This is a genomic window from Roseateles koreensis, from assembly GCF_028595305.1.
GTDB classification, from domain to species: Bacteria; Pseudomonadota; Gammaproteobacteria; order Burkholderiales; family Burkholderiaceae_C; genus Paucibacter_A; species Paucibacter_A koreensis.
Map to the genome: position 1 here is coordinate 209,641 of NZ_JAQQXS010000008.1, position 20,105 is coordinate 229,745.

The window sequence follows — 20,105 nt, forward strand, 5'->3', positions numbered from 1 at the left end:
TCTTTGTTTGACCGCATCATCCGTTTTTGCATTGCGCAGCGCTGGCTGGTCATGCTGACGGTCATCGCGGTGGCGGGCCTGGGCGTCTACAACTACAGCCGCCTGTCGATTGACGCCGTTGTTGATATCTCCAATGTGCAGGTTGTTGTCAACACATCGGCGCCGGGCTACTCGCCTTTGGAGACCGAGCAGCGCGTCACCTATCCGATCGAAACGGTGATGGCCGGCTTGCCGGGCCTGGAGCAAACCCGTTCGCTGTCGCGCTACGGCCTGTCCCAGGTCACGGTGATTTTCAAGGAGGGCACCGACGTCTACTTTGCGCGCCAGTTGGTGAATCAGCGCGTGCAAGAAGCGCGGGACAAGCTGCCCGACGGCATCGCACCGAACATGGGGCCGATTTCAACCGGTCTGGGTGAAATCTATTTGTGGACGGTTGAAGCCAGCGACGCCGCAAGAAAGCCGGACGGCTCACCGTACACCGCAACCGACCTGCGAGAAATTCAGGATTGGGTGATCAAGCCGCAGCTGCGCAACGTCAAGGGCGTCACCGAAGTCAACGCCATTGGCGGCTTCGAGAAGCAGTACGTTGTGGCGCCTAATCTGGAGCGGCTTGGGGCCTTTGGCTTGAGCTTGTCAGACGTGGTCAAGGCGCTGGAGAAGAACAACGCCAACCAGGGCGCCGGCTATATCGAGCGCCGCGGTGAGCAATACCTGGTGCGGGCGCCGGGGCAGGTGAAGTCGCTCGACGATCTGCGCGACATCATCATCGACACCGCACAAGGGCAGCCGATTCGCGTGCGTGACGTGGCCGATGTGGCGCTGGGGCGCGACCTGCGCACGGGCGCCGCCACCGAGAACGGCCGGGAGGTGGTGCTGGGCACCGTGTTCATGCTGATGGGCGAAAACAGCCGCGCTGTATCGCGAGCCGTTGACCAGCAGATGAAGGCCATCAACAAGACCTTGCCGACCGGTGTGCAGGCCGTCACGGTCTATGACCGCACGGTGTTGGTGGACAAGGCCATATGGACGGTGCAGAAAAACCTGGTGGAAGGCGCAGTGTTGGTGATGGGCGTGCTGTTCTTGTTTCTCGGCAACTTCCGCGCTGCCTTGATCACGGCGCTGATCATTCCGCTCTCCATGCTCTTCACGTTCACGGGCATGGCCTTCTACGGCATCAGTGCCAATCTGATGAGCTTGGGCGCGCTGGACTTTGGCATCATCGTCGATGGTGCGGTTGTCATCATCGAGAACGCGCTGCGTCGTTTGGCCCATGCCCAGGCACTTCTGGGGCGACCGCTGACGCGGCCTGAGCGCTTTCGGGAGGTATTTCTCGCCGCTGGCGAAGCCCGCCGCCCCTTGCTGTTCGGCCAACTGATCATCATGGTCGTGTATGTGCCCGTTCTTGCACTGAACGGCGTGGAGGGCAAGATGTTCCACCCCATGGCCTTGACGGTGCTGCTGGCGCTGCTGGGTGCCATGGTGTTGTCCATCACCTTCGTGCCGGCGGCGATTGCACTGTTCATCGGGGATCGGGTCGCTGAAAAGGAAAATCGCTTGATGGAATGGGCCAAGGCCTGGTACCAACCGGCCCTCAAGGCCACGCTGTCGAATGCGCCGGTTGTTCTCGCATTTGCCGGGGTGGCGGTGCTGTTTTCAGCTGCGGTGGCAAGCCGTCTAGGCAGCGAGTTTGTTCCGCATCTCAACGAGGGCGATTTGGCCATCCAGGCCTTGCGCATTCCCGGCACGAGCTTGTCGCAGTCCGTCGAAATGCAGCAGCAACTCGAATCGCGCCTGAAGGCGAAGTTTCCCGAAATCGAACGCATCTTCGCGCGCACAGGTACTGCGGAAATTGCGGCCGATCCGATGCCGCCGAACATCTCTGACGGCTACATCATGCTCAAGCCGATGTCGGAGTGGCCGCAGCCCCGGCGCACGCACGAGGCCTTGCTGGCAGCAGTGCGCGAGGAGGTGGCACAGGTTCCCGGCAGCAGTTATGAGTTCTCGCAGCCGATCCAGCTGCGCTTCAACGAGCTGATCTCCGGCGTCAGATCAGACGTCGCCATCAAACTCTTTGGTGACGACCATGAGGTGTTGAACAGCACGGCGGGCGCCCTGGCCGCCGCGTTGCGCAAGGTGCCCGGCGCTACGGAGGTGAAGGTCGAACAAACCACCGGCCTGCCGATGCTGTCGGTGAATATCGACCGCGCCAAGGCAACGCGTTATGGTTTGAACATGAGCGATGTTCAAGACGTGATCGCCACGGCGATCGGCGGGCGTGAGGCGGGCACCTTCTTTCAAGGCGACCGCCGCTTCGGCATTCTCGTGCGGCTCCCCGAAGACGTGCGGCAAGACATCAGCGCGCTGAGCCGCCTGCCCATCCCCTTGCCCAAAGGTTTGAACTCGGGCTCGGCCAGCTATGTGCCTTTGTCGGAGGTGGCCTCGCTTGATCTGGCGCCGGGGCCGAATCAGGTGTCGCGCGAGAACGGCAAACGCAAGGTCGTCGTGAGCGCCAATGTGACCGGGCGCGACCTCGGCTCTTTTGTTCGCGAGGCGCAGACGGCGGTGGAAAGCGTGAAGATTCCTCCCGGCTACTGGACCGCCTGGGGCGGTACCTTCGAGCAACTGGACTCGGCCACAAAGCGACTCCAGTTGGTGGTGCCGCTGGCGTTGCTGATGGTGTTCGTCCTGCTCTTCACGATGTTCGGCAACATCCGTGATGGCTTGTTGGTGTTTACCGGCATTCCTTTTGCACTCACCGGCGGGGTGCTGGCGCTGTGGATGCGGGGCATTCCTCTGTCGATATCGGCGGCTGTGGGCTTCATCGCGCTGTGCGGAGTTGCCGTGCTCAATGGATTGGTGATGCTGTCTTTCATCCGCACGCTGCGCGAGCAGGGCAAACGGCTGGATGACGCAATCTGGGAGGGCGCCCTGACGCGGCTGCGGCCCGTGCTGATGACGGCGCTGGTGGCCTCGTTGGGCTTTGTGCCCATGGCAATTGCCACAGGCACGGGGTCGGAGGTTCAGCGCCCGCTGGCCACGGTGGTCATCGGCGGCATCTTGTCTTCAACGGCTTTGACGCTGCTGGTGCTGCCCGTGCTCTATCGCCTGGCGCATCGTCGTGAAGTGAATGAACAGTGCGAAGCCCCCTTGGCGATGGGTGACGCGGGTGTAGACGGTGTTGGCGAGCGGGTTGGTGGCTCGGTATAGAAAAAGCACGGTGCTTGTGGCACCGTGCTTTTTCACTCGCCGCTACCGAAGGCAGCATTGAAGCGTCAACTGCTGCGCGCCTGCGCCTGCGCTGACGCGCAGACGCCGCGCCCGATCACCAGCCGATGTCCTTCAACAGCGGCAGTGTCAGGTCTTTTGGCGGGACCAGCGAGGTGGTGAGGTCGCTGTTGATGAAGGGTTCCATCAGCAGGTTGGGCGTGGCGGTCACATCCCAGTGCGATACCGACGACCCGCCCGCCAGCACGGTCGGTGTGTACAGCAGCGGGCGGCCCACAGCGTCAGCACCTGCGATGCGGGTGGCGTCCACCGCCCAGGCGCCGGCCACGGTGCCGGCCTTGCTGCGCGTGCCGTAGGCTGGCGCCTGCGCCACGGCGGCTTTCAGTAGCGTGCCGTTGGCCTTGGTGATGCGGGCGGACGGGATGGTGATGCTGGTATCTGAGCCACCCAGGCCACTCAGTGCTGCGTCAACGTTGTCCGCCACCAGCACACCAACGGCACCGGCGTTCTGCGCGTTCTTCACTTTGATGACGAAGGCGCAGGTGCCACGGTCAATGATGGCGACCTTGCCGTTGACTGCGGCGGTGTCAGCCGCGCTGAACGCGGTGCAGCCCAAGGGGTTGGCCGCACTCATCACCGCCAGCGAGCCCAGGCTCGAGGGTGAGGCAATGGTTGGCCCGAAGGACGCCGCGCCGTAGTCATACAAGCCCGAGACACCCGGCACCGGGGTGGTGATCTTCAGCACCGATGTGGGCTTGAGCGTTGCGGCCGCACCGGTCACTGCGTTGTTGCCGGTCCAGGCCAATTTCAATGGGTTGACGGCGGAGGCTTTGCGCTCTGCATTGCTCATGGTCAGCCAGGTCTTGCCGGCTGTGTTGTCGTACATGAAACCTTCCCAGATGCTGGGCAGGCCACCGCTGGTCACGTAGTAGTTGCCGGTGGGGTCGACGCGATAGCCGGTGGAGGTCTGTACCGTCATGACGGAAAAGCCCAGGCCATGGCCCAGTTCATGCAGCAGCGTTTCAACGAAGTTGACATTGCTGCCGGCGTTGCCGTCGTAGCCCAGATAGAAGGTGGAGCCAGCCAAGCAATTGGCTTGCCCCAGGTTCACGTTGAACTGGGTCTTGATGTCGACGTTGTCGTAGCCGGTGCTGTCAGGGTTGCCGTCAGACAGATTCACGCCGGCGAGCTTGTTGGCCAATGCTTGGGGGTACCAGGTGCCAGGGACCGCGCCGGGAAAGTCGTGCCAGATGTTCCAGGCGCCTGCGCTGCCCAGCACGGCCGAGCCAGCGTCGCAGGTCAGGGCTTCCCAACCCGCATTGACGGTGATGGTGACATTGCTGGTGAGAGCTTGTTCCCAGATGTCGGCCACGTGACGGTAGACATTCATGCGCTGTTGGCCCAGGGTCGTGCCTGGGTTGCCACCTACAGGCGCGACCGGGGTGGGGTCGTTGAAACCTACGCCAGCGGGATCACGGCTGGTGATGGTGATGGTGGCGGCCTGTGCGCTCATGCAGAGCACAGCGCTTGCCAAGGCCAGCAGGTGGCGGGTGTGTTTCAGGCGGGCAGAGGTGATGTTTGAAGTCAGCATGGCGATTACTCCGTTTCCAGCGTGGCGGCGGCTTTGCCGATGACGGTGCCTGACTTGGTGGCCGCCAGGGCGGCCTCAGCTTCTTCCTTGGAGCTGAAGCAATCTTGGGCCAGCGTGCCATCAGGCTTGCGCACGGCGACGGACATGCTCATGAAGGCATCGCTCAAGCGGGCCCCTGTGGCGCCGCTGGCGTGTTGCTTTTGCAGGTGATTCATCGCTGCGCCGCTGCGTTGGGCCTGCAGGCGTTGAGTCTTTGCGGTCGATGCGGTGAGCTTGTTGTGCTCTTCGGCAGTGGCGGCGCGCAGGCGGCCGGTGTCTACGTCACGAACCACCACCTGGTCGGCGCTGGCGGTGGGTGCTTCGAGGCTGTGCTCTTCGTGGGCCAGGGCTGGCTGCGAGGTGGCGGCGAGTGCGGCCAATCCTGCAAAGGCCAGGGCCATGTGTGTGGATTTGAAGATCATGAGAGAAAACTCCTGTGATTCAGGGTGAGATGACCGCTTGCCCCGGTCGGGCAAGTCAGACAGGGTGGGCGGCGGGTCCGTTGTCGATCAACCGGCCTTGCGCTTGCGGCTCAGCGCCAGTGCGCCAAAGCTGGCGAACAGCAGGGCCACGCTGGAGGGCTCGGGCACAGTGACGGCCAAGGTGTCGATGCCCATGAAGTTGGCGCTGTCGGCGATGCCGGTGTACTGAATGGCGAAACGACCCACGCTGCCTGCACCTTGGGCGCCCACATTGACGGCGAACTCGGTCCAGCCATCGACGGGGGCGGTGAAGACCTCGCCGATCGAGAAATCGCTGATATTGCTGCCACCGTTGCTCAGGCCGAAGGAGAATTGGTCGAAGTAGCCGACGGAGTCGTCACCTCGAACCCAGAAGGTGACTTGCACATTCTTGGCGGTCGAGAAGGTGGGGGTGATGAGCCAGTTGCTGATCTGGCCGCCTGCAGCGGCATTGTTGTAGTTGCCGGAGATATAGGACTCGTCGGAGCCCGCCTGCGCGGTGAAAACACCACCGCCTTGGCCCCAACCGGAGGTGCCCGCAGGGGTGCTGGCGTTTTTCAGCACCCAGCCGGAACTTTGCAGTTTGGCGATGTTTTCAAAGCCCTCGGAGAGCAGAACTTCAGAGTGAGCGGCAGCAAGGGCACTGGTCAGTGCGAGGGCCGCAAAGGCTTGCTTGAACATAAGAAATTTCCAGAAAAAAAGAAAAAAACCTCTGCCGGTAAGCGAGGCTGCCAGGTCTCGATTGGGTCGAGCCCCAAGTCACTCTGTTGCAGTTCTGACTTTTTGAGGGATGTCTCTTGAATCACAAAGCAAGCCTTGGGTGTCTTGATTCTGTGTGACAAGTTCAGTGGTCGTTCTCATTTTTCGACTGTCATCCCTAGCTTGTAGGATAGTTATTTCACCTAAGGGAAACACCTCGATTACAAAAATCAGAACTTGTGAGTGCCTTGCTTTTGCAAGCAAGGAGGGCGCCTTAAGTGGCGCACCAACTGGCAATCAAACTACGTTCAAACCGCACGCAAACAGTCGACGATCTTCATCCGTGCGGCGCCCCATGCCGGGATGAATCCGCCCGCAAAGCCCATGAACAGTGCAAACGCCATGGTTTGGCCCATGATGGCGGGCGTGAGCTTGAACTGAAAGGCCAGCTCTGAGAAGGTTTGAAAATTGGTGGTCGACACGTTGACGGTTTGCATCAATGACGCAGCGGCCAGGCCGATCAGGCCACCGACCAGCGAAAGTAGCAAGGACTCCAGCAGAAAGGCCAGCAGCACGGCGCTGCGGCGAAAGCCCAGGGCTCTGAGGGTGCCGATTTCGCCGGTTCGTGATGCCACGGCGGCGAACATGGTGATCATCGCGCCAACGATGGCGCCGATCGAAAAGATGATCGACAGCGCCGTGCCCAGGATACTGATGAACTTGGCCAGCGCCTCGCTTTGTTCTGCGTAAAACTGGATCTCGGGTTTGAGCTCGACCGTCATGCGCGGGTCGGCTTCGATCTGGGCCTTGATCGTTTCGAACTGCAGGGGGTCCGCCAGCCGAAACACCACGCTGGAGAAAGCGCCGCGCCGGAAGGCCTGCAGCATCTGTTCGGCGTCACCCCATATTTCAGAATCAAAGCCGCTGCGGCCCGCATCGAACACCCCCACCACGCGCCAGTCGCGCCCCGCGAAATGCAGGGTTTCGCCCAGCCTCGCGCCTTGGAAGCCCGTGGCCACAGCGTGGCCGGTGATGATCTCGGACGTGCCGGGGCGGAACATGCGGCCCTCCACCATGCGCACTTGCGGCCGCATCAACAGGCCACTGAGGCGGGTGCCCCTAACTGTCACGTTACTCGGCTTACCGCTACCGCGCTTGGGCAAGTTGTTGAGCACCACGGGTTCTTTGGTGATAAGCGGGTGCCCGTCGGCGTCAGTGGCCAGGCCGGGCAGGCTTTCGAGGATGGCGGCCTGAGTGCGATCAATGCCGCTGTTGATCTCGGCGCCGGCGCCCTTGCGCAGGGCAATGACGTTGTCCGGTTGGCCGGTGGCGACCAGGGTCGCACGGATGCCTTCGCTCATCATGAGCACCGTGGCAAACACGTACACCACCAGCGCCATGCCGCCGGCGGTCAGCAAGGTAGTGACGCGGCGCACCCAGAGGTTGCGGGCGATGTAGCTGAGCGGGATGGCTTTCATGGTGATTCAGGCCACATGGCGCAGGCCTTGCACGATGTCGATCCGGCTCATCTTCCAGGCCGGCCAAGCGGCAGCAACCACTCCCACGATCAGGGCCGCCAGCAACTGCAGCGCCATGGTCAGACCGGTGACTCGGAAGCTGGGGAACAGGCTGCCCACTGCGCTGGCAAAGCCGGCCGCCAAGGGCAATGTGAGCGCCAGCCCGATGCCACCGCCGATCAGGGCGATCAACAAACTTTCACCGAACAGCAAGCGCACCACGAAGGCCGGCGGGAAACCCAGCGCCTTGAGCGTGGCGTACTCGGCCAGCCGCTCTCGTGCTGTCATGGTCATGGTGTTGGCCATGACGGCCATGATGATGACCACGATGATCAGGCTCACTGCATTGATGGCGACCAGAATGGTTTCGCTCATCGAGACGAAGCTGAGCTGGAAGGCGGACTCGGTTTCCGTCAGGGTCTCCGCCAGCGAGTTCTTGAACAGCGCGTCGACACGCTGAGAAATCAGCGCTGCGTTCTGCGGGTCGTTGATGCCCAGGATGTAGACGCCCACGGCATCGGCCCGTTTGGGGTAGAGCTTGCGAATGGTTTCGTTGAGGTAGGCCCAATGCATGAGCATGTGGTTCTCGTCGGTCTTGGCTTCGGCGCCATCCCAGATGCCGCGCAGATTGAAGGTCCAGGTGCCCGGGTAAATGGTGCCGCGCAGGGGGATCTGATCGCCGACCGCCCAGCCGTATTTGTTGGCGAGCTTGCGGCCTACGATGATGCCTTGGCGGTCGCGTAGAAAGGCCAATCGTTCGGCGTCTTTCAGGCGGTATTCAGGATAGAGCGCCAGATAACTAGAAGGCTCGACGGCGAATTGCGGGAAGAAATTTCGCTCGGTGATGTAGACGCCGCCAAACCAGTTGGACCATGAAATGCCGGACACTCCTTCTACTGCCTTCAGGCGTTGCCCGTAGTTGAGCGGCAGCGCAAAGGTCAGCGAAATGGCGCTGCGGGTGACCAGCCGTGTGCTGCTCGACCCCTCCACGCCGGCGTACCATGCGCCGACGATGGTGCGCAGCAAGCCGAAGGCACAAATCGCCACCACCAGGCCCACCAGGGTCAGGCTGGTGCGCAGCTTGTGCCGGAAGACGTTCTTGAGCAGCAGCTTGAGGATGAACATGGCGCTTTTGCCGTTGTCTTCTGTTTCGCGTTGAAATTGAGGGTCAGGCCTTGCCCGGTGAAGTCGTGGCTGCCGTTGTGATGGGGTCTTCATCCACCAGCACGCCTTTTTCAAGGTGCACCATGCGTCGGGCCCGCGCGGCGGCCTTGGGGTCGTGGGTGACCATCACGATGGTCTTGCCGAGATTGCGGTTGAGCTCGTCCAGCAAGCTCAGCACCTCTTCGCCGGTGTGGCGGTCGAGGTCGCCGGTGGGCTCGTCGGCAACGATGAGGGTGGGGTCGCTGACCAACGCCCGTGCAATCGCCACGCGCTGCTGCTGACCACCGGAGAGCTCGTTGGGGTAGTGATCCATGCGATCGGTCAGGCGCACCATGGCCAGGGCGGCTTCGGCATGCTCGCGCCGTTGCCGGGCGGAGAGCCCGGTCAGCAGCAGTGGCAGCTCGACGTTTTCCAGCGCCGTCAGCACCGGCAGCAGGTTGTAGAACTGAAAAATGAACCCCACGTTGTGGGCGCGCCAGTCGGCCAACTGACCTTCGCTTAAATGGGCGATGTTCACGCCGCCGATTTCGATGGTGCCGCGGGAGGGTTGATCGATCCCGGCAATCAAATTCAGCAACGTGCTTTTGCCGGAACCGCTGGGCCCCATGAGGGCGACGAAGTCACCGGCCATCACATCCATCTGGATGTCCAACAGCACGGGGATGTCCTGGCCCCCGCGTTGGTAGGCCTTGCTCAGGTCGCGGATACGGATCAGCGGTTCGGCGGGGTTCACTGCGCTCATGGGGCGGATGACCTAACGAGTTATTTGCTAGCCAATTTGACCTGCGCGCCGTCTTTGAGCCGGGCATCGGGCGAGAGCACCAGGCGGTCGCCGGATTTGAGGGAGGCGCCCGGGGCGGCGATCACTTCAAGCACGTCGCCCAATGTGCGGCCGCGCTTGATCTCGATGGCTTCGAGCAACTCTTTGTCGCCCTCGTGTCGCAAGCGCATCAACCAGCTTTTGCCGTCGCGCTCCAACACCGTCTTGGGGTTCACGGCGAGCACCGGCTGTCGTTCGGCTGCGCTCGGCACTTGCGACAGAAAGCTCACTTTGGCGCTCATCTCCGGCAGGATGCGGGGGTCGAGTTGGTCGAACTGCACTTTGCTGATGACCGTGGCCTTGGCACGGTCCACGGTGGGCACCAGCCCAACGACCTTGCCCAGAAAGCGTTTGTCAGGCAGCGCGTCGAGCGTGATTTCTACGGGCTGGCCTTTGCTGGCCTTGGAGAGGCTGCCTTCAGAGACATCGGCCTCTACCTCCAGGGTGCTCATGTCGGCCATGGTGACCACGGCGCCTTGCGAGCCAGCGGCGTTGGAAAAGGGCGTGATGATGTCGCCCACATTGGCGTTTTTGTTCAGCACCACGCCGTCAAAGGGCGCGCGGATTTCGGTGTAATCGCGGTTGACCTGCTGCGCATTCACTTGCGCCTGCGCCTGGGCTACGCTGGCCTGCGCTTGCGCCATGCTGGCTTGGGCGGCGGCTTGTCCGGCGCGAGCCGCGTCAAGGCGGCGCCGCGCCGCGTCCAGGGCTTGGTCGGAGACAAAGCCTTGGGCCTTCAGCGCTTGGCTGCGCTGTAATTCGGCGTCGGCATTGGCACCCTCCACGTCGGCCTGGCGTTGTTGGGCCAGTGCTTGGCGCACGCCCGCTTCGGCTTGCCTCACACCGGCCTGGGCGGTGGCTACGGCGGCTAGAACGTCGCTGGCGTCGAGGCGGGCGATCAGGTCCCCCTTCTTCAGCACGCTGCCTTCGCGCACGTTCAGCTCGATCAATCGGCCGGTGGCCTTGGAGGCCACGGCGGCACGCCGTTGTGCAACCACATAGCCTGACGCGGTGAGTTGCAGGTATTGCTGCGAGGGATAGCTCTGCAGCACCGAGCTGGTTTGCACCTCGGGCCGCGAGGGCATCAACACAGCGGCGATGACGACGAGCGCCACGCCGCCACCGGCCAACCAGGGCCATGTCTTGCGACGGCGACCGGCCGGGTGTGTTGGTTGCCGGTCAATTTTCAACTGCCCGAGGGGCGAGCTTGCGGTGTCAGCCATGTCATTCCAACGCTGTAGGAATGGCGCGATTGTGCAGCTTTGGCGAATCTTTGAAGCCAGCGCATGCGGGACCCCCTGACCTTTGGGGGGTGGCGGGTTGTGTCGGTGCTTCGGGGGGGCGAGGCATCTAAGATGTCGTGTTCATCGGATTTAGGGCCTTCATGCGCCGCTTTAGTGTTCTCCTTGCTGGTCTTGTTGTTTCGGGGTTGCCGGTCTTTGCGGGCGAAGCGCAAAGGGCCGTGGCCGGCAGCAGCCCGGCGGAGCAGCGCGAGCCGAGAGTTTGCGACGGCGCGCCTGACCCGGTGCAAGTGCTGCGTGATCTCAACGCACTGCGCTCGCAGGCGCGGCAGTGCGGTGACCACCCGTTTTCAGCGGCTGAGCCCTTGCGTTGGGACAGTCGACTGCAGGCTTCCGCGCAGGCCTATGCCGATGAAATGGCGCGCAATGATTTCTTCTCGCATGTGGATGGCGAGGGGCGCGGGCTGCGCTACCGGGTGCTGCGCCAGGGCTATTCATTTCGCCGCGTGGGCGAAAATCTGGCTGCGGGGCCCCAGCGGCTGGACGAGGTCATCACGGGCTGGATCGACAGCGCTGGCCACTGTGAAAACATCATGGAACCGCAGTTCGTTGATGCCGGGCTGGCGTGCGTGAATGGCCCGGGGCGCTACGCGCGGTATTGGGTGCTGCACCTCGGGCGGGTGTTGCGGGAGTGAGGCGCGCCCCGCTGGGGGCTTCGGCGCGTGGTGACGGTCAAATCCAGCCCAGGTCGATCGCTCTGAGCACGGCTTGTGTGCGGTCCCGCACCCCCATCTTGGAGAAGATGGCGGAGCAATGGTTCTTGATCACCCCTTCGCTATTGCCCAGCAGGGTGGCGATCTCGGTGTTGCTGCGCCCGCTGGCCACCAGGCGCAAGACCTGCAATTCTTTGGGCGACAGCGGGTCGGGCTGAGGGGTGGATAAGAAGGCCCGCTCGTTGCGGGTGCCAACCTGCTCCATCCGCGTGGTCAGCGTGGGGCGAAAGGCGGTGCCGCCCGCCTGCACGTCACGCAGAGCTTGCAGCAGTGTGTCCGGGCTGATGGCCTTGAGCAAAAAACCGCGGGCGCCGGCGCGCACGGCTTCGTCGAAGGCGGTGGCATCGTCAAAGGTGGTCAGCAATATGACGGGAATGCTCAAAGCACGGGCCGCCAGGGCGCGGATCAAACCCAGCCCGTCGAGACGGGGCATGCGCATGTCCGACAAGATGATGTCGGGCCAGACGGCGTCGGCCGTGTCTAGATGCGCCAGCGCCTCCACGCCGTCGCTGGCTTCGCCGACGAGCTGAATCTCATCGTGCAGGCTCAGCAGCCCTTTGAGGCCTTCGCGAACCAGTTGCTGGTCTTCCACCAGCAAGAGCTTGATGGGGGGAGTCGTGTCGCCGTCCATGCGGGGGCTGGTCTGTGTCTTCATGCCGTCCTCGGACATTGGAGGTCTATTCGGAAACCCGGTCGCTGGGCGTCAATCTGCATCTGTCCACCCAGCTCCGCCATGCGCTCGGCCATACCTTGCAGCCCGTTGCCGGGCTGGAGTGTCGCCGCACCCCGCCCATCATCGGCGATCTTGACATGCACAAGGCGGTCATCCACCCACAGGCTCAGCTCAACTTGGCTGGCCCCGGCATGGCGCACGCTGTTGGTGATGGCTTCTTGCACGCAACGCAGCAGGGCATGGGCCACACGCGGGCTGAGGTCGCGGGCGGCGGGCGAGATGTTCAGGGTAATGCGGGTACTGGCCACATGCTCAGCCAGGGCTTGCAACGCACCGCTGAGGTCGATGCGGGCGGCGCTGCGTTGCTGTGAAACGGCTTCGCGCACATCGGCCAGCAGTCGTGCGGCGCTGAGTTGCGCGCGGTCGACTGCGGTGGCGGCGCCTTCAACATCGGTTCTCGCCAATAAGGCGCTGCTCAGCTGAAGTTGCAGGTTCAAGGCGGTGAGGTGGTGCCCGACCACATCGTGCAACTCCCGGGCCATCAGGGTGCGTTCGTGGTAGCGCATTTGCTCGGCTTGCAGCTGCTCCGCACTGAGTTGCTCGGCCAGCATCACTTGCAACCAGCGGCGTTTTTCGGCTTCCACCGCCGCCATGCGCCCCAGCCCCAAGGCCATGCCGTGCAAGGCCACCATGGCCATCAGCAGGCCCAGCGTGTCCAGCCAGGCCGGCAAGTCGCCAGTGGCGGTTTGCGCGTCAGCGAGCGGCAGCAGCCAGTACAGCAGCAGGTTGATGCCCACTTGCGCCAGGGCGAACAAGAAGGCCGGCCGCGCGCGCAGCAGCACGGCCGCCAGCGCCGTCACCAAAAAGGGCAGGCCGGGCGTAACAGCGATGGCCAGCAGGTCCACCCACACCAAACGGCGCAGCACCTGGGGCGGTGCTTGGTCGGCCCGGGCGTCCTGGGCCAACCGCCAGTAGGCATGGGCGAAAACGAGCACCAAGCTGAAGCAGGTCAGCAGCAGCGCCGGGTCGTTGCTGGAGCCCCCCATGCGCAGGTAGAGCGCGGCGATGGCACCGTCATAGGGCTCGGTGCGGTAGCCCGCCAAGCCGGCGATGGCGGCCGCCAGTTCCAGCAGGCACATGGTGAATGCGGCTACCTGCAGCACCACTCCCGGTTGGGCGATGCGTGCCAGCAAGCGATCCAGTCGGCGGCCGCGCGCACCCGCTGCAAGGGCCTCGCCGGCGTTCATGCGTTCAAACCGCAGAGGACATGTTGGCCGGGGTGGCCGAGGCGATCACGCCGCCGCCCAGGCACACTTCACCGTCATACAGCACCAGGCTTTGGCCGGGCGTGACGGCCCATTGCGCCTGCGCAAAATCAACCCGGCATTGGCCCGGGGCCGGGGTGCCGGGATGAAGGGCGCAGGCCGCGTCAGCCTGGCGATAGCGCGTTTTGGCGCCATAGCCGCCAAATGGGGGTGCTGCGCCGGTCCAGGACAAATCGTCGGCCACCAGGCTCTGGCTCAGCAGCCAGGGGTGGTTGTGGCCTTGCACCACGTACAAGGTGTTGCTGGCCATGTCTTTGCGGGCGACAAACCAGGGCTCGTGCTCGCCACCGCCGCGCGGGGCGCCTTTTTCCTTCACCCCGCCAATGCCCAGGCCCTGGCGTTGCCCCAAGGTGTAAAAGGACAGGCCCAGGTGCTCGCCAAGCTTGCGGCCGCGGGCGTCTTTGATGGGCCCGGGTTGGTGAGCCAGATAGCGGTTCAAAAACTCGCGGAAGGGCCGCTCGCCGATGAAGCAGATACCGGTGGAGTCTTTCTTCTTGGCGTTGGGCAGGCCGATTTCTTCGGCGATGCGGCGCACCTCGGTCTTGTGTAACTCACCCACCGGAAACAGTGTTTTGGCGAGTTGCGCCTGATTCAGCCGATGCAAAAAGTAGCTTTGGTCCTTGCTGTTGTCCACGCCCTTGAGCAACTGGGTTTGTGCGCCAAGCAGCGGGTCGGTGACTTGCCGCACCCGCGCATAGTGCCCTGTGGCGATTTTTTCAGCGCCCAGGCGCATGGCATGGTCCAGAAAGGCCTTGAACTTGATTTCGGCATTGCACAGCACGTCCGGATTGGGCGTGCGGCCGGCCTGGTATTCGCGCAAAAAGGCGGCAAAGACGCGGTCTTTGTAATCCGCCGCGAAGTTGACGTGCTCGATCTCGATGCCGATCACATCGGCGACAGCGGCGGCATCCACGAAGTCGATATTGGACGAACAGTACTCGCTGTCGTCATCGTCTTCCCAGTTCTTCATGAAGATGCCCACCACTTCGTGCCCCTGCTGCTTGAGCAAATAGGCGGTGACGGCCGAGTCCACGCCGCCGGAGAGGCCGACGACGATGCGTTGTTTCTTGTCCTGCAAACTCATGCCGCGATTGTCCCGCATCGCGCGGGCGCTTGCCGGGCGTCGAATTCAGCCCTTGACCTGGGGCTTGTAAAGACTCGGGTCCACATGGATCAGGTCCAGCGGCAGGCGCTTGCCGGCGAGGTGGTCTTCAATGCAATGCAGCACCAAGGGGCTGCGGTGGCGTGCGGCGCTGGCGCGAACCTCGTCGATGCTCATCCACACGGTGCGGACAATGCCCTTGTCTAGCACCCAACCGGGCACCTCTTCGCTCGCCACACCGGAAAAGGCCAGACGGAGGTAGGTGACATCCTCTAAAGAGGCGGCCGGCCGGACAAACCGGGCCATGTAGACGCCCAGCAAGGCCTGCGGCGTGAAGTGCCTGCCGGTCTCTTCGAGCGCCTCGCGAACGGCGCCTTCTTGCGGCGATTCTCCTGGGTCGAGGTGGCCGGCGGGGTTGTTCAGCTGCAGGCCTTCGGGGGTCTCTTCTTCGACCAGCAGATAGCGCCCGCCATGCTCAATGATGGCCGCGACGGTGACGGCGGGTTTCCAGCGTTCAGTGTTGTTTGGCATCTGCAGTCCCTGGCTTGTACGGGTGACAAGTAAACCCCCTATTGTGTAAGCTGAATCGAGGCAGAGACTCTGTCAACGTTGCAGAGCGAGGGTTTTATAACTTGGTCTTTTGGCGGTACCCCTGCGGGGTGCGGCCCAGGAGGGATTGATTCATGTTGATTGGAGTTCCGCGCGAAAGTGCGGCCGGTGAGACACGGGTGGCCGCAACGCCAGAAACCGTCAAGAAGCTCAAGGCCCAAGGCCATGTGCTGCGGGTTGAACAAGGCGCCGGCCTGGCTGCCAGTGTGACAGACGAGGCCTACGCCGCCGCTGGCGCAGAGATCGTTGATCGCGCTGCAGCCTTTGCCTCCGATCTGCTGCTGAAAGTGCGCAGCCCCGACACCGATGAGCTGGCGCTGGTCAAACCAGGCACGGCCTTGGTGGGCATGCTCAATCCGTTTGACAAAGACGGTTTGGCGCGTCTCGCGGCGGCTCAGCTGACCAGCTTTGCGCTGGAGGCCGCCCCGCGTACCTCGCGCGCGCAGAGCATGGACGTGTTGAGCTCGCAGGCCAATATTGCCGGCTACAAGGCAGTGATGATGGCGGCGGAGCGGTATCAACGTTTTTTCCCCATGCTGATGACGGCGGCGGGCACAGTCAAGGCCGCCCGCGTGGTGATTCTGGGTGTGGGCGTGGCGGGCTTGCAAGCCATTGCCACGGCCAAGCGCCTGGGCGCCGTGATCGAGGCCTCGGATGTGCGGCCTTCCGTCAAGGAGCAGGTTGAATCGCTGGGCGGCAAATTCATCGAAGTGTCTTATGACACGGCTGAAGAAAAAGAAGCCGCCGAGGGTGTGGGCGGTTACGCCCGGCCCATGCCGCAAAGTTGGTTGGATCGCCAAAAAATCGAAGTCGCCAAGCGCGTGGCGCAGGCTGATGTGGTGATCACCACCGCGCTGATTCCCGGCCGCGCTGCGCCGGTGCTGGTCAGTGAAGAGATGGTGCGCAGTATGAAGCCGGGCTCGGTCATCGTCGACTTGGCGGCGGCGGCTGGCGGCAATTGCCCGCTGACCGAAGCAGGCAAGACGGTGGTCAAACATGGCGTGACGCTGGTGGGTGAAACCAATTTGCCCGCGCTGGTGGCGGCGGATGCCTCGGCCTTGTACGCCCGCAATATTCTCGACTTCTTGAAGCTGGTGATCACCAAAGAAGGCACGCTCGACGTGCCGATGGATGACGACATCGTGGCAGCTTGCCTGATGACGCAGGCCGGTGAAGTGAAAGCAAGGAAATAAGCGCATGGAACACATCGTCAACCCCACCGTCACCAACCTGATCATCTTCGTGCTGGCCATCTATGTCGGCTATCACGTGGTCTGGACGGTCACGCCTGCTTTGCACACACCGCTGATGGCGGTGACCAACGCGATCTCGGCCATCGTCATCGTCGGCGCCATGCTGGCTGCTGCGCTGACGCAAACCGATCTGGGTAAATTCATGGGCACGCTGGCGGTTGCGCTGGCTGCCGTCAACGTGTTCGGCGGCTTCCTCGTGACGAGGCGGATGCTGGAAATGTTCAAGAAGAAAGACAAGAAGGCCGCCGAGGGAGCCAAGAAGCCATGAGTCTGAATCTCGTCACTCTGTTGTATCTGCTTGCCAGCGTCTGCTTCATTCAGGCGCTCAAGGGCCTGTCGCATCCAACCACCTCAATCCGGGGCAATCTGTTCGGCATGGTGGGTATGACCATCGCTGGGCTGACCACGGCGGCCCTGATCGTCAAATTGGCTGACGGCAACGCCTTCGGCTTGAGCTATGTGTTGGCCGGCTTGGTGATCGGCGGCGGCTTGGGCGCCTATATGGCGAACAAGGTCGAAATGACCAAGATGCCCGAGTTGGTGGCCTTCATGCACAGCATGATCGGCCTGGCGGCGGTGTTCATCGCCGCCACGGCGGTGCTGGAGCCCGCAGCCTTTGGCATCACCGTCGCGGGGAGCAGCACCATTCCGGGCGGCAACCGGGTTGAGCTGGCCTTGGGCGCCTTCATCGGCGCAGTCACCTTCAGTGGCTCGGTCATCGCCTTCGGCAAGTTGTCGGGCAAGTACAAGTTCCGGCTTTTCCAAGGGGCGCCGGTGTCCTTCACCGGGCAACACAAGCTGAATCTGGCGCTCGGCCTGGCGGCGGTGGTCAGCTGCTATGGCTTCTGGGAAACCCAGTCTTGGGCCGCCTTCAACACCATCCTGGTCATTGGCTTCGCGTTGGGCGTGCTGCTGATCATCCCGATCGGTGGCGCTGACATGCCGGTGGTGGTGTCCATGCTGAACAGCTATTCGGGCTGGGCAGCGGCAGGCATTGGCTTCTCGCTCAACAACAGCATGTTGATCATTGCGGGTTCGCTGGTGGGCTCTTCGGGCGCGATCCTGAGCTACATCATGTGCAAGGCCATGAACCGCAGCTTCTTCAACGTGATTGGCGGCGGTTTTGGCGGCGATACGACCAGCGCTGCGGCCGGTGGCGCGGTGCAGCGCAACGTCAAGAGCGGTAGCGCTGACGATGCCGCCTTTGTGCTCAGCAATGCTGAAACCGTGATCATCGTGCCCGGTTACGGCCTGGCCGTGGCGCGCGCCCAGCATGCGGTCAAGGAGCTGGCCCAAAAGCTCACTGACCATGGCGTCACCGTGAAATACGCCATTCACCCGGTGGCGGGCCGCATGCCCGGCCACATGAATGTGCTGCTGGCCGAGGCCGAGGTGCCGTATGACCAGGTGTTTGAGATGGAAGACATCAACGCTGAGTTCGGCCAGGCCGATGTCGCCATCATCCTGGGCGCCAACGACGTGGTGAACCCTGCCGCGCATGTGAAGGGCAGCCCCATCTACGGCATGCCCATCCTGGAGGCGTTCAAGGCCAAGACGGTCATCGTCAACAAGCGAAGCATGGCGGCGGGCTATGCCGGCCTCGACAACGAACTCTTCTACATGGACAAAACCATGATGGTGTTCGGCGACGCCAAGAAGGTGGTCGAGGACATGGTCAAAGCGGTGGAGTGAGTCTGGCTGCCGCGCTAACTGCGCGGCAAGTCATCGCTGGGGCGTTGGACCGCCCACCCGTTTGATCCTCCGACGGCGCAAGTGTTGCTGATTGCGCGCAATGCCCTTTCCTGGGGGCGAGATGTTTGCTTTCTTCATCTTTTTTGACACGCCCGAGGCGGCTGTCGAAACGTCCGACAATGGGCTTGTCAGCAATAGGTCAGAATTCAGGGATAGCTAGGAGACTGCAAAAGATGGAGAAGATTTGGCTGAAGAACTACTCTGAGGGGGTTCCAGCAGAGGTGGATGCGTCGAGGTACCCGTCCCTGGTGGACTTGATGGACTCGGCGTTCAAGAAATTCCCGAGCCTGCCTGCGTACAAGATGATGGGCCGGCAGCTGAGTTTTGGTCAGCTGGACGAGGCTTCGCGCGCACTGGCAGCTTATTTCCAGAGCTTGGGCCTCGAAAAGGGTGACCGTATCGCCCTGATGATGCCCAACGTGATGCAGTACCCGGTGGCCGTAGCCGCCGTCTTGCGGGCGGGTTATGTGGTGGTCAATGTGAACCCCCTGTACACGCCGCGTGAACTGGAGCATCAACTGAAGGACGCTGGCGCCAAGGCCATCGTGATTCTGGAGAACTTTGCGTCGACCCTGCAGCAGGTGATCAAGCAGGTCCCGACCCAGCACGTCGTGTTGGCCTCGATGGGCGAGATGCTGGGCTTTCCCAAGGGCATGATCGTCAACTACGTGCTGCGTAAGGTCAAGAAGATGGTGCCGGCCTTTGAGTTGCCGGGTGCCGTGACTTTCAAAGATGCGGTTGCCAAAGGGCGCAGCCTGACGTACCGGGCCCCGGCGATTGCCGCCAATGACATCGCCGTGCTGCAGTACACCGGCGGCACGACCGGCGTGTCCAAGGGCGCTGTGCTGCTGCACCGCAATTTGGTGGCCAACGTCATGCAGGCCGAGGCTTGGTACAAGCCCGCGCTCAGCAAAATCCCCGCGGGCGAGCAGTTGGTCAGCGTCTGCGCGCTGCCGCTGTATCACATCTTCGGGTTCACCACCAACATGATGCTGTCCATGCATGTGGGCGGCTGCAATGTGTTGATTCCCAATCCGCGAGATCTTTCCGGCGTGTTCAAGGAACTGGCCCAGCATCGCTTTCACAGCCTGCCTGCGGTCAACACCTTGTTCATGGGCATGGCGAACCACCCTGAATTCAAGACCGTCGATTGGAGCCATTTGGTGATCGCCGTGGGCGGCGGTATGGCGGTGCAGCAGGCTACAGCCAAGCTGTGGCTGGAAAAAACCGGCTGCCCCATCTGCGAGGGCTACGGCTTGTCCGAAACCTCCCCGATTGTCAGCTGCAACCCGACCGACAGCAAGGCCTACACCGGAACTATCGGCTTGCCGATGCCCAGCACCGACATGTGCTTGCTGGACGATAGTGGCCAGGAAGTGGCACCCGGCAGCTCCGGTGAAATCGCTATCCGCGGCCCGCAGGTGATGGCTGGCTACTGGCAGCGTCCCGACGAAACCGCCCAGGTCATGACGCCGGACGGCTTCTTCCGCACAGGCGATATTGGCATGGTCGATGAACGCGGCTACTTCAAGATTGTCGATCGCAAGAAAGACATGATCCTGGTCAGCGGCTTCAACGTCTACCCGAATGAAATCGAAGACGTCCTCACCCAGATGGACGGCGTGCTGGAGTGTGCGTCGGTCGGCATTGCCGACGACAAGGCGGGCGAAGCGGTCAAGGTGGTGATCGTCAAGAAGAACCCCGACCTCACCGAAGCGGATGTGCGCGCTTATTGCGAAGCCAATCTGACGGGCTACAAGCGGCCGAAGATCATTGAGTTCCGCAGCGAGTTGCCCAAGACGCCTGTGGGCAAGATCTTGCGGCGCGAGTTGCGCGACGCGAAGAAGTCGGCTTGACGATC

17 protein-coding genes are annotated in these 20,105 nt (G+C 62.6%); 6 read left to right on the forward strand and 11 right to left on the reverse strand.

The window, feature by feature from the left end; all coding sequences use genetic code 11:
• Nucleotides 1-3: 3 nt before the first annotated feature.
• Nucleotides 4-3,207, forward strand: coding sequence for an efflux RND transporter permease subunit (locus tag PRZ01_RS10940; RefSeq protein ID WP_273596859.1), 3,204 nt, complete (start codon nucleotides 4-6; stop codon nucleotides 3,205-3,207).
• A 115-nt stretch (nucleotides 3,208-3,322) separates the two neighbouring features.
• Here PRZ01_RS10940 and PRZ01_RS10945 read toward each other — a convergent pair whose 3' ends face one another.
• From PRZ01_RS10945 to PRZ01_RS10975, 7 genes are all read right to left on the reverse strand, one after another.
• On the reverse strand, nucleotides 3,323-4,816 hold the full coding sequence (locus tag PRZ01_RS10945; protein WP_273596817.1) for a PA domain-containing protein: 1,494 nt from the start codon (nucleotides 4,814-4,816) through the stop codon (nucleotides 3,323-3,325).
• 5 nt (nucleotides 4,817-4,821) lie between these two features.
• Nucleotides 4,822-5,277: a post-PEP-CTERM-1 domain-containing protein gene (locus PRZ01_RS10950; protein ID WP_273596818.1), complete on the reverse strand. Its 456-nt coding sequence runs from the start codon at nucleotides 5,275-5,277 to the stop codon at nucleotides 4,822-4,824.
• Nucleotides 5,278-5,364: 87 nt separating this feature from the next.
• Nucleotides 5,365-5,997, reverse strand: coding sequence for a choice-of-anchor J family PEP-CTERM protein (locus tag PRZ01_RS10955; protein ID WP_273596819.1), 633 nt, complete (start codon nucleotides 5,995-5,997; stop codon nucleotides 5,365-5,367).
• Nucleotides 5,998-6,323: 326 nt separating this feature from the next.
• Nucleotides 6,324-7,493: an ABC transporter permease gene (locus tag PRZ01_RS10960; RefSeq protein WP_273596820.1), complete on the reverse strand. Its 1,170-nt coding sequence runs from the start codon at nucleotides 7,491-7,493 to the stop codon at nucleotides 6,324-6,326.
• Between the two features lie 6 nt (nucleotides 7,494-7,499).
• Nucleotides 7,500-8,657 (reverse strand): ABC transporter permease, encoded by a 1,158-nt coding sequence (locus PRZ01_RS10965; protein ID WP_273596821.1) that lies wholly within the window; start codon nucleotides 8,655-8,657, stop codon nucleotides 7,500-7,502.
• Nucleotides 8,658-8,700: 43 nt separating this feature from the next.
• On the reverse strand, nucleotides 8,701-9,438 hold the full coding sequence (locus PRZ01_RS10970; RefSeq protein ID WP_273596822.1) for an ABC transporter ATP-binding protein: 738 nt from the start codon (nucleotides 9,436-9,438) through the stop codon (nucleotides 8,701-8,703).
• A 20-nt stretch (nucleotides 9,439-9,458) separates the two neighbouring features.
• A complete protein-coding gene (locus tag PRZ01_RS10975) occupies nucleotides 9,459-10,739 on the reverse strand; it encodes an efflux RND transporter periplasmic adaptor subunit (protein WP_273596823.1) in 1,281 nt (426 codons plus the stop codon).
• A gap of 161 nt (nucleotides 10,740-10,900) precedes the next feature.
• On the opposite strand from PRZ01_RS10975, the gene PRZ01_RS10980 reads away from it, so the two are divergent.
• Nucleotides 10,901-11,452: a CAP domain-containing protein gene (locus PRZ01_RS10980; RefSeq protein ID WP_273596824.1), complete on the forward strand. Its 552-nt coding sequence runs from the start codon at nucleotides 10,901-10,903 to the stop codon at nucleotides 11,450-11,452.
• A gap of 37 nt (nucleotides 11,453-11,489) precedes the next feature.
• Here the strand turns inward: PRZ01_RS10980 and PRZ01_RS10985 are convergent, their stop codons facing one another.
• Genes PRZ01_RS10985 through PRZ01_RS11000 form a run of 4 tightly spaced genes read right to left on the reverse strand, consistent with a single transcriptional unit; the run spans nucleotide 11,490 to nucleotide 15,161 of the window.
• The gene (locus tag PRZ01_RS10985; protein ID WP_273596825.1) at nucleotides 11,490-12,185 is read right to left on the reverse strand and encodes a response regulator; all 696 of its coding nucleotides are present in this window, start codon (nucleotides 12,183-12,185) and stop codon (nucleotides 11,490-11,492) included.
• The gene (locus PRZ01_RS10990) at nucleotides 12,182-13,450 is read right to left on the reverse strand and encodes a sensor histidine kinase (RefSeq protein WP_273596826.1); all 1,269 of its coding nucleotides are present in this window, start codon (nucleotides 13,448-13,450) and stop codon (nucleotides 12,182-12,184) included. The genes PRZ01_RS10985 and PRZ01_RS10990 overlap by 4 nt, the downstream gene beginning before the upstream one ends.
• A gap of 4 nt (nucleotides 13,451-13,454) precedes the next feature.
• Nucleotides 13,455-14,612 (reverse strand): tRNA 2-thiouridine(34) synthase MnmA, encoded by a 1,158-nt coding sequence (gene mnmA, locus PRZ01_RS10995; RefSeq protein WP_273596827.1) that lies wholly within the window; start codon nucleotides 14,610-14,612, stop codon nucleotides 13,455-13,457.
• 45 nt (nucleotides 14,613-14,657) lie between these two features.
• Nucleotides 14,658-15,161 (reverse strand): NUDIX hydrolase, encoded by a 504-nt coding sequence (locus PRZ01_RS11000; RefSeq protein WP_273596828.1) that lies wholly within the window; start codon nucleotides 15,159-15,161, stop codon nucleotides 14,658-14,660.
• 152 nt (nucleotides 15,162-15,313) lie between these two features.
• Between PRZ01_RS11000 and PRZ01_RS11005 the strand changes: the two genes are divergently transcribed.
• The 4 genes from PRZ01_RS11005 (at nucleotide 15,314) to PRZ01_RS11020 (ending at nucleotide 20,100) form a co-directional block, all read left to right on the forward strand.
• Nucleotides 15,314-16,432 carry a Re/Si-specific NAD(P)(+) transhydrogenase subunit alpha gene (locus PRZ01_RS11005; RefSeq protein WP_273596829.1) on the forward strand — a complete coding sequence of 373 codons (1,119 nt, stop codon included), beginning with the start codon at nucleotides 15,314-15,316 and terminating at the stop codon, nucleotides 16,430-16,432.
• A gap of 4 nt (nucleotides 16,433-16,436) precedes the next feature.
• Complete coding sequence (locus tag PRZ01_RS11010) at nucleotides 16,437-16,760, forward strand: NAD(P) transhydrogenase subunit alpha part 2 (protein WP_273596830.1); 324 nt, start codon at nucleotides 16,437-16,439, stop codon at nucleotides 16,758-16,760.
• Nucleotides 16,757-18,184 (forward strand): NAD(P)(+) transhydrogenase (Re/Si-specific) subunit beta, encoded by a 1,428-nt coding sequence (locus PRZ01_RS11015; RefSeq protein ID WP_273596831.1) that lies wholly within the window; start codon nucleotides 16,757-16,759, stop codon nucleotides 18,182-18,184. The genes PRZ01_RS11010 and PRZ01_RS11015 overlap by 4 nt, the downstream gene beginning before the upstream one ends.
• A 233-nt stretch (nucleotides 18,185-18,417) precedes the next feature.
• On the forward strand, nucleotides 18,418-20,100 hold the full coding sequence (locus tag PRZ01_RS11020; protein WP_273596832.1) for a long-chain-fatty-acid--CoA ligase: 1,683 nt from the start codon (nucleotides 18,418-18,420) through the stop codon (nucleotides 20,098-20,100).
• The last annotated feature ends 5 nt before the right edge of the window (nucleotides 20,101-20,105 follow it).